Source organism: Porphyromonas sp. HMSC077F02 (assembly GCF_001815465.1).
Lineage (GTDB): Bacteria > Bacteroidota > Bacteroidia > Bacteroidales > Porphyromonadaceae > Porphyromonas_A > Porphyromonas_A somerae.
In genome coordinates, this window is the sequence record NZ_KV820630.1 from 173,875 (window position 1) to 183,756 (window position 9,882).

Sequence of the window (9,882 nt, forward strand, 5' to 3'; positions counted from 1 at the left end):
CGGACAAGTCGGACAGGTCAGACAGGTCGGACGCACCCTCGTGGCTGCTCCATTGGTGCCCTTTTGAACTCCGACTTGTCCGACTTGTCTGAGCTGTCCGACTTGTCCGATAATACCACAAGTAAAAATGTGTGGTACCTCGCTGAAAATAGTTAGCTTTGTGGTACAAGATAAATATCACATTTTTTTATTGACTAACGATGAAACAACTACGACTATCCCTAGCGATGGGTCTCTTACTCCTTCTTGCCCCAATGGCAAAGGCAGATAAGGGAATGTACTTGATCAATTCGATCAAGCAGGAGAATATGGATCGCATGCGTGAGCTCGGACTGAAGCTTTCTCCCGAGGAGCTATTCAGTGCCGATGGCAATAGCCTCTCTAGTGCTGTGGCGATCTTTGATAACGGCTGTACCTCTATCACGGTATCCAATCAAGGACTACTCTTTACCAACCACCACTGTGGTTACCGCTCTATCCAGAGCCAGAGTAGTGTGGAGCACGACTACCTGAGAGATGGTTTTGTAGCACACAATATGGCGGAGGAGCTTCCTATCGAGGGGCTAGAGGTGAAGTACCTCAGAGAGTTTGTGGATGTGACCGACCAAGTGACTGAAGGTACCGAAAATATGACCGATGAGATGGCTCGTATTCAGGCGATTCAAATGGCAAGTAGTCTTTTGGTAGCCAAGTATGCCGATGACCCTCACACCGATGCCGATATCTACTCGTTCTACGAGAATAATAAGTTTTACCTAGTGGTCTACGACGTCTTCACCGACGTCCGTATGGTATTCGCTCCACCTACATCTATGGGTAAGTTTGGTGCCGATACCGACAACTGGATGTGGCCACGCCACACCAACGACTTCTCGGTATTCCGTGTCTATGCCGATAAGGATAATAAGCCAGCCGACTACTCAGCCGATAATAAGCCCTACCAACCTCGTCACTTTGCCAAGGTATCGATCCGTGGTATCGAGGAGGGCGACTATGCTATGACCATTGGCTTCCCAGGAAGTACCGACCGCTACCTCAGCTCGTGGGGTGTAGAGAATCGTATCGTGAATGAAAACGAACCTCGTATCCTCGTGCGTGGCATTAAGCAGGAGATTTGGATGAAGCACATGAATGCTGAGCAAGCCATCCGCATTCAGTATGCTAGCAAGTATGCCGGTAGCTCCAACTATTGGAAGAATTCAATCGGTATGAATAAGGGGCTCCGTCGCCTCAATGTGGTAGAGAATAAGCGTCAGATAGAGCGTCAGTTCAGCGAGTGGGTAGCAGCCGATGCAGCTCGTACCGCCAAGTACGCTGGGGTATTGGATAGCTTGCGTATTCCACTCGAGGCAATGGGCAAGCTCTTCTACAATTTCACCATCCTCTCTGAAGCGATGAGTGGTACCGAGTTCCGCTCTTTCGTGGCGATGCCATCGCCCGATATGGCAGAGTTTGATGCCGATGCCCTCTACAAGGACTTCAGCACCAAGGTAGGTAGAGCTACTCTTCCAGCCATGCTCAGGGTAACCAAGGAGCAGGTAGCCCCTGAGTACTTGCCTAGCATCTTTAGCGAGATCGAGAGTAAGTTTGGTGGCGATTATGAGGCTTATGCACAGTATGTTTACGACAATTCTGTAGTGCTCCACAAAGATCGTATGGTAGAGGCACTCAAGAATTATGAGCTATTTGCCAAGGCACACGATACCGACCCTGCTGTGGTGATCAGCAATAGCTACAGAGATGCATTGATGAAGCTATATGGCGAGATCAATAACTATCAATATCAGTATGCCAAGGGGCGTCGCCTCTTTATGGCTGGCCTGCAGGAGATGAGTGATGAGTACCTACCTAGCGATGCCAATTTCACCATGCGTCTCAGCTACGGTTCGGTGGGTGGCTATCGCCCTTATGATGGTGCTTACTACGACTACTATACCACTGAGGAAGGGGTATTGGAGAAGCAAGATCCTGAGAGCACCGAGTTTGCAGTGCAGCCAGAGATCCTCGATATGATGCGTAATAAGGAGTTTGGTGAGTATGCCGCTAAGGATGGTCATCTACATCTCTGCTTTATCAGCAATAATGATATCACTGGTGGTAACTCCGGTAGCCCTGTCTTTGATGGCGAAGGCAATGTCATTGGCCTAGCTTTCGACGGCAACTGGGAGGCAATGAGTGGCGACATTGAGTTTGAGCCAAATCTTCAGCGCACCATTAGCGTAGATATCCGCTATGTGCTTTGGGCTATCCAGCACTGGGGTAAGGCCGACTACTTGATCAATGAGCTAACCCTTGTGAAGTAATCTAAGTAATTATTGAATAGACCCTGGTGAAGCTCCCCCTTTGCCAGGGTCTATTGCGACTTTGCACGAAGGTGATCTGCGGCGCCTAGGCTTCCGTAAGGATGCCAGGGCACATAAAGTTGCTTTCGGAATTCGGGCTAGGTCACGTACGTGAGTACGCTCCCTTCGCCCTTATCCTCAGCGTCTGGCATTTCATCCTCCGTGCAAAGTCTCTTAATTATAAAGTAGTATAATGAAACCAATATTCCTAGTAGGTTTTCCATCGGTAGGGAAGACTACCATTGGACGTGAGCTAGCAAAGCTGCTACAGCTCTCCTTTGTAGATACCGACCTCTATATTGAGCGGAAGTACCACTCCTCTGTGAGTGCTATGATTGGTTGCTGTGGCTTGGAGAAGTTTCGGAAGCGGGAAAAGGTGATCCTCATTGAGCTCTCTCAGCTTCAGGATGTAGTGATCGCTACAGGTGGTGGAATGGCCAGCCACGATGATAATATCGCTACCATGAAGCAGCGTGGCACTGTGGTCTACCTCAAAGCTTCCCCCCAGCTACTAGCCGAGTGGCTCTACCTCTATCGCGAGAGCCGACCAGCGGTGGCACACCTAGATAAAGAGGGGGTGAAGCAGTATGTCGAGGCGACCTTGCCCCTACGCGAACCCTTTTACTCTCAGGCCGATATCACTATTGAGGTGACGGCTGATGCGACCACTACCGAGGTAGCTGAACAGATCGTGCAACACCTTTCATTGTGATATGGAACAACCCTTTGAGATCAACTTTGAGTGGATAAAGTACTGGTTCGATAAATTCAATCAACAGTACTTCCAAGGCTCTTTGCCTCAGCCCGGCTTTACCATTAGCCCTACCCGACGACAGATGGGTGGTTTTTCTTACGCTGCAGAGAAGAGAGGTAGCACCACCATCTACACAGAGCAGCGGATACAGCTCACCAACTTCTACAAGCTCACGGAGCGAGAGTACCAAAATATCCTGCTCCACGAGATGGTCCACTACTATATCCATTTCCATCAGATCAAGGATACCTCCGCCCACGGCAAGGTCTTTAGAAGCCTGATAGATCAACTCAATAATGAGCACGGTTGGGAGGTCACTATCACCGAAAAAGCACCTATGGAGACCTATCCCACCTACGAAGCCTACGCCGTTCTCCTCCTCGAGAATAAAGAGAGAGGAGAGTACTACGCCACAGTGGTCAGTAAGAATTACCTTGGCAGGATCCAGCATCAGGTAGAGAAGGAGCCCAGCCTCATCCACCACGGTTGGTACGTCACCGAAGACCCCTACTTTGCCTCCTTTCCCAAAGTCCGAACCCTCCGCGGTCGCACCCTCCCCTACGATAAGTGGAAAGCCCTCAAAGATAGGCTCGCCCCCGACCACGTCCCCCTCCAATCCTAATCCCCAGATACAAAAAAGGCTCCACCGAAGTGGAGCCGTAATAACTTCGGCATATAGCCTTGTTATGAAAAGATTACTTTAGGGAATAATCTTCTACCGCAAATGTAGGTAATATATTTGAACCTTCCAAATATATTATCTACATTTGTTTATTATGTTTAACATTACAATATAGATACTATGATAACTTTAGGTCTGGATATCGGTGTCAGTAGTCTAGGTACAGCTATCGTCGACACTCAGAAGAATCAAATACTCCACACAGGAGTCTATGTATTCCCCGCAGGTAAAGAGGCTTTCGGCACCAATAAGGAGAAGCCAAAAAACGAGACGCGCAGGGTCGCAAGGCAAGGTCGCAGACAAAACTATAGGCGTCGTTTGCGTCGCTCTCAGTTGCTCAAGTTTCTCTATCAGCTCAGTGAGCTCAATAGCCCCGAAGGGGATCGCTATGTGCCACTTACTTTTGAGGAGATAGATGCTTGGCTCTCCTGGGATAAGGAGGGGAAGACGGCGGCACGTCAGTTCCCAGATAGTGATGCCTTCAGAGCTTGGATGGCGATGAACCCTTATGAGATTCGCTCAAGAGCGGTAGAGGGGAGCATCACGAGGGCCGAGTTTGGTCGTCTATTGTACCACATCATCCAGCGTCGTGGCTTCCAATCTTCACGCAAGATGAAGGCAGATGAGGGAGCGATGGCGAAAGGAAAAGATGACATCATCGGCTACACCCAAACCAAGTCGGAGATAGGAGAGCAGACCCTTGGGCAATATCTGTATCAGATAAGTGCTAAGGAGGGAGAGCCATTTACCCAACGCGAGGAGAAACCCAGAGGGAGGTATACTCTCCGCAGTATGTATGTGGAGGAGATGGAGCGTATTTGGGATCAGCAGGCTAAGCGACTTGGTCTAGAGGAACTAGAGATAGAGGGTACTCCCGTCAAGGAGCTCTTGATCGGTCAGATTAGCCACGATCTAGAGAGTGGAGAGCTACTGTACAAGTCCAATGATAGCGTCCTCTTTTGGCAACGCCCACTTCGTTCGCAGAAGCACTTAATCAATAAGTGTAGCCTTGAGAGTCGTAAGATGTACGACCCAGTGAAGCAACGCCACTATATCCAAGGTCCACGTGTCGCAGCAGTTTCTCACCCTACCAGTGAATTTCATAGGGCACTTCAGGTGCTGAGCAATGTGAGGGTAGAGGGGCGTACACTCTATGATATGGGATTATTCCAAACCTCCCTCGACTTCCTCTGCTCAAAAAACAGCAAGACTATCAAGGTGGCTGACCTGAAAAGGCACCTCAGCCTAGTATCCAAGCTCAATTATGATGATGACCAATCCCTCCCAGGGTGCCCTACCATCGCCAGCATCACCGACCTTTTTGAAAAGGGTGAATTGAGCTACCACTATGGCGAGACCGATACCATATATATAGATATCTGGCAGAAGCTACTCTTTTATGACGATGAGAGACTGCTTGAGAAGAACATCGCCGACTATGCCAAGGGCAGGGGGTTAAAGCTCAAAGCCGACTTTGCTAAGCGACTAGATGGTATCAATCTAGTTGATGATTACGGATCTATCTCCATTCATGCAATGGACAATATCATTCCATTCCTACTCCAAGGACGAAGCCACACAGAGGCGATATTCCTCGGTGGTGTGAAAAATGCATTTGGTCTGAGGTACTACTACTTCGAGAAAGAGGAGCAGATGTGGCAAGATCTCCTCCAGATCATTAATGAGCCAGCCTCAAAGGGTGAGAAGATCGACCGACTGATAGAGTTCCTAAGCAATCCCGACGAGCAGACCGGTTTGGACGAAAAGCGACTGCGGATGAAGCTCTACCATCCCACCCAGTCGGTGCAAAAGATAGAGATACAGAATCGGCTAGGGGAGGTGGATAATCTCCGTAATCCTATTGTGGAGCAAGCCCTTTGGGCGGTGCGGAGGCAGGTCAATGCTCTTATTGATCAGATGATTGAACAGACCGGCAACCCCAACTTCAGATTTGATCGCATCACCATAGAGCTCTCCCGTGACCTCAAGTCGTCTCTTGACCGACGCCTCAAGATACGCCAGGAGCAAGAGGCCAATCGGGCAGAAAATGAGGAGGCGGTGATAGAGCTAAGGGCACGAGGTGTGCGGGTCACTAGAGATAACATCCTTAAATACCGACTGCATAAGGAGCTCCAACAGCAAGATGGCATTGCCCGCTGCCCTTATACCGGCAAGAATATCAACCCCTCTTACCTCTACGATGGCAATAACTTCTTCCAGATAGAGCACATTATTCCTCGAAGCATTTCCCTAGATGATAGTTTCGGAAATAAGACCCTCTGCGAGTCCAACTTCAATAGAGAGAAGGGCAATATGACCCCTTACGAGTTTTACTCCGTCAACTCTAGCAAAACCCTCTGGGGTGCTGAGGATTGGGACGAGATCACACACCGCGTAAGGCGAGTGCTACCAGCCCGTAAAGCAAGTCGCTTTCTATCCAAACGGAGTGCCCAAGAGCAGCTAGAGGAACTACCGAGTAAGATGCTCAATGATACCGCTTATATGTCGGTAAAGGCGCGTGAATATCTCACCACCATTTGCGGTGATGTCCGTTCCGTTACAGGACATATCACTGCCGACCTCAGGCGGATGTGGCAACTTAATAAGATCCTAGGCGAGACCTATGAATGTGCCCCAGGTGCCGTGAACGAGGAGCTGATAGCAAGAGGCGATACCGATGTCTATGCCCTCCTAGATAGCGAGTCACAGGTGGTCAATCGTGTGGCGCCTAAGCTCAATCTCATCCCCAATCCCACAGCAGATGAGATCCGTATCCCCGTGGTAGTCAAGGGGACTAAGCTATACCGCGACGGCAAGGAGTACCCCAAGCCAGCCCATCTTGATCTCAGTGGAGTGACGGGCGAGGCCCTCATCGCTTACCACGCAGTAGGCGGTTCCCCACACTGCCAGCCCCTCTTTAACCCCAAGCCCTCTGCCAAGGATATGCTAGTGGTTCCAGCGACCATTAATAGCAAGAACCAATTGACTAGCGACTATATTGAGGCACTCCGAAAAGTCAAGAGGAGTAGTTATCCTACCGAGCCAGGAAAGTACTGGGTCACTCTTCAGCTTAAAGGCGAACCCATTTGGGAGCTACCTAGTAATAAAAAGAGAGTGGCAGCTAATGCGGTAAGAGTATCGGGCCGACTGAATGGCAACGCCTTCTGGAGCCCTCTCTTTGAGACCGAAGTAGATAGTAGTGTGGTCAATATGGAGGAGCACCGCAATCGCACCGCCTATCTCAATCTAGACTACGACACCGCAGTGTTCACCAAGATGCTTCGCCCTGCACCAGAGGTAGGTGAGGGAGAGTTACTACTCACAGGAGTTGCCAACCACGGTTCGCTCCTTCTGGATCAATGCGATGGCAAGACAATCGATGTACAGCATTTGAATCTCCAAGAGCAGACCAAGTATTATGTCTCCTTGCGGTACGGTGAGACCCTTTCTCCTGAAGAGCGGGTCACCATCTATCCACTTTACGCCAAGGCTCCCACACCAAGAGGTGGAGAAGTCCTGCTAGAGGGAAAGCTCTTCCTACTTGATAAGTCTCAAGGCCTTTACGCTTTGGAGCCGATTAAGAATAGAGATGATCATAGGCACCACGCTGTAGATGCCTTGGTGATTGCCTTGGCCAAGCAAAACTACGTCACGGAGCTTTCAACGTACAACCGGCAAGACGACTCCTACCGACAAGGAGAGGCTCTAAAGCCCCGCTTCGACCTACCGTGGGAGGGCTTTAGAGAAGAGGCAGAGCAATCTATCAATGATATCTTGGTGGTACATAAAAAGAATCGAGTGGATCCCCTCTCCAAGGTGACCCGTAAGATCACCAAGAATGGCAAGGTCTATACCTCCGAAGGTTACGCCGTAAGAGGTGCCCTACATAAGGCTACTATCTATGGCCAGAGAAAAGCACCTGGGCAGACAGAGATGGGCTACCACTATAGGAAGAGCATCACCGAAGTGACCAAGATGAGCCAACTGAATAAAGTGGTAGATGCGGCTATTAGGAAAGAGATGCTGCGGATACTCAAGGAGGAGTTGGGGCTAGACATAAGTAATCCAAAGCTTGTTTTCCCTAAGAATGCCTTTATCGATGAGGATGGCAAAACCAAAGTCTATCTTCCTAATCGTAATGGAGGAGAACCTGTCCCAGTCAAGAAGGTGAGATTATGTGATAAGTTTAATAATGTGGTAAGATTGAAAGAGGCCAATCAATATGTTGACCCACAAAATAATCACCACGTATTGATTTATGAAGCACTAGATGGCAGTCTTCAAGAGAGTGTCGTAACTATGTGGGATGTGGTTAATAGACGGAATAGAGGTGAGGAGATATTCCAGCTTCCACCCGATGGCAAGAGAATCCTTTTCAAGCTTATGCGTGATAGGATGTACTTGATCGGAATCACCAAAGAAGAGGTACTTCTCCACCTTTCTGACACCGCCTATCTCAGCAAGTACCTCTATAGAGTGCAGAAGTTATCATCAAAGGATTATTTCTTTAGAAAGGCTACTGCTAGTACCACTAATTATGATAGAGAGATGATCAGAGTGTCTTCACTGAGCTTCTTTGAACCCGAGAAGGATAATGTACACTCGGTGGAGATCAGTCTCACGGGTAAAGTAACATTGAAGGATGATTAAGCGGACCATCACTATATCTAGTCCTGTTCACCTCTTCTTGGAGAATCGTCAATTGGTGATGACCAATAAGGAGACGGAGGAGCGACAGACCCTACCTCTAGCTGAGGTAGGACTATTGATACTGGAGCATCCGAGGGTGACCACCACTCTCCGGATGCTCCAGTACTGTATGGAGGTTGGCTGTATAGTGGTAGTTTGTGATGAGTTTCATATCCCGAGTGGCTACCTCTCTCCACTCGAGGGGCACTCTACACAGGGTGAGCGAACTCGGGAGCAGGTGGCAGCATCTATCCCGACTAAAAAGAGCATCTGGAAGCAGTTGGTCAAGAGCAAGATCCTCAACCAAGCGGCCGTACTAAAGTCACGAGGGATAGAGGAGCATCAAAGGCTACTCAACCTTGCTGATGAGGTGCGGAGTGGTGACCCAGATAATAGAGAGGGGATCGCAGCACGTATCTACTGGAGTGCCCTCCTAGGGGAGGAGTTTATACGAGAGCGAGATGGAGTACCGCCCAACGCCCTATTCAATTACGCCTATGCCATCTTGCGTGCTTCGGTCACCCGATCCATCATCGCTTCGGGTCTCTCCCCAAAGCTAGGGGTGCAACACCAAAATAAGTACAACCCCTTTCCGCTCTCCGATGATGTGATGGAGCCCTACCGTCCCTTTGCCGACCTAGCGGTGATGGAGTTGGTGGATAGTGGAGAGCTCTCAATTACCAAGGAGAGTAGAGCTCATCTCCGCACTCTATTGGCACAAGATACACTCATCAGTAAGCTCAGGCGGCCACTACTCATCGCCATCTCTATCACCACCAGTTCCCTTGCTCGGGTCTACTCAGGTGGTGCCAAGACACTCGTATTACCTCGAATCCCATAACCAAGGAGTCTCACAATGAATGTTTCAAGAATAAGTGCGTACAAACTTATGTGGATTTTAGTCGCTTTTGATATCCCTGTTCTCACTAAGAAGCAACGAAAGCAGGCGGCAAAGTTTCGGAAGGAATTATTGGGAGAGGGATATATTATGCTACAGTTTTCGGTCTACATCAAGCCGATCCCATCGATGCAACACCGCCAGCCACTCATCAATAAATTGCGGAAATCACTTCCGGAAGAGGCGGATATTAAGGTGATTACCATTACCGACAAACAGTATGCTGAGATCATACACCTCTCGGGAACGAAGCAAAAGGAACCGAAGATACCGAAAATACGACAGCTATCACTCTTTGAGGAATTTTAGGTAGCTTTGAACTGAAAAAATAGACCCCTATTGGCTCTTTTCATCAAACATCGGCATTTTATCAGACGTCCTATGACCTCTAACCTATTGATATTTACAACTATATATCGCCGGCGTTGTGGATTGATTACTTTAGGGAATGAGATACAACTTCACGTAGTCTAGCCATTTGATTAATTGGTTGTGGATTGATTACTTTAGGGAATGA

Annotated in this window: 6 protein-coding genes; all 6 read left to right on the top strand. The window is 48.9% G+C overall.

Features of this window, described 5'->3' with window-relative positions:
- The first annotated feature begins 200 nt into the window (after positions 1 to 200).
- Complete coding sequence (locus HMPREF3027_RS01470) at positions 201 to 2,303, top strand: S46 family peptidase (RefSeq protein WP_070706446.1); 2,103 nt, start codon at positions 201 to 203, stop codon at positions 2,301 to 2,303.
- A gap of 232 nt (positions 2,304 to 2,535) precedes the next feature.
- Positions 2,536 to 3,054, top strand: coding sequence for a shikimate kinase (locus HMPREF3027_RS01475; protein ID WP_070706447.1), 519 nt, complete (start codon positions 2,536 to 2,538; stop codon positions 3,052 to 3,054).
- Position 3,055: 1 nt separating this feature from the next.
- A complete protein-coding gene (locus HMPREF3027_RS01480) occupies positions 3,056 to 3,718 on the top strand; it encodes a SprT-like domain-containing protein (RefSeq protein ID WP_070706448.1) in 663 nt (220 codons plus the stop codon).
- Between the two features lie 180 nt (positions 3,719 to 3,898).
- Positions 3,899 to 8,428 (top strand): type II CRISPR RNA-guided endonuclease Cas9, encoded by a 4,530-nt coding sequence (gene cas9 / locus HMPREF3027_RS01485; protein ID WP_070706449.1) that lies wholly within the window; start codon positions 3,899 to 3,901, stop codon positions 8,426 to 8,428.
- The gene (gene cas1 / locus HMPREF3027_RS01490; protein ID WP_070706450.1) at positions 8,421 to 9,308 is read left to right on the top strand and encodes a type II CRISPR-associated endonuclease Cas1; all 888 of its coding nucleotides are present in this window, start codon (positions 8,421 to 8,423) and stop codon (positions 9,306 to 9,308) included. The genes cas9 and cas1 overlap by 8 nt, the downstream gene beginning before the upstream one ends.
- A gap of 48 nt (positions 9,309 to 9,356) precedes the next feature.
- Positions 9,357 to 9,674 (top strand): CRISPR-associated endonuclease Cas2, encoded by a 318-nt coding sequence (cas2, locus tag HMPREF3027_RS01495; protein ID WP_021902785.1) that lies wholly within the window; start codon positions 9,357 to 9,359, stop codon positions 9,672 to 9,674.
- Positions 9,675 to 9,882 lie beyond the last annotated feature (208 nt).

What these genes read in the sequence shown, in the direction of transcription:
- HMPREF3027_RS01470 (WP_070706446.1), top strand. Translation starts at nt 201, where the DNA reads ATGAAACAACTACGACTATCCCTAGCGATGGGTCTCTTACTCCTTCTT.
- cas9 (WP_070706449.1), top strand. Translation starts at nt 3,899, where the DNA reads ATGATAACTTTAGGTCTGGATATCGGTGTCAGTAGTCTAGGTACAGCT.
- cas1 (WP_070706450.1), top strand. Translation starts at nt 8,421, where the DNA reads ATGATTAAGCGGACCATCACTATATCTAGTCCTGTTCACCTCTTCTTG.
- HMPREF3027_RS01480 (WP_070706448.1), top strand. Translation starts at nt 3,056, where the DNA reads ATGGAACAACCCTTTGAGATCAACTTTGAGTGGATAAAGTACTGGTTC.
- cas2 (WP_021902785.1), top strand. Translation starts at nt 9,357, where the DNA reads ATGTGGATTTTAGTCGCTTTTGATATCCCTGTTCTCACTAAGAAGCAA.
- HMPREF3027_RS01475 (WP_070706447.1), top strand. Translation starts at nt 2,536, where the DNA reads ATGAAACCAATATTCCTAGTAGGTTTTCCATCGGTAGGGAAGACTACC.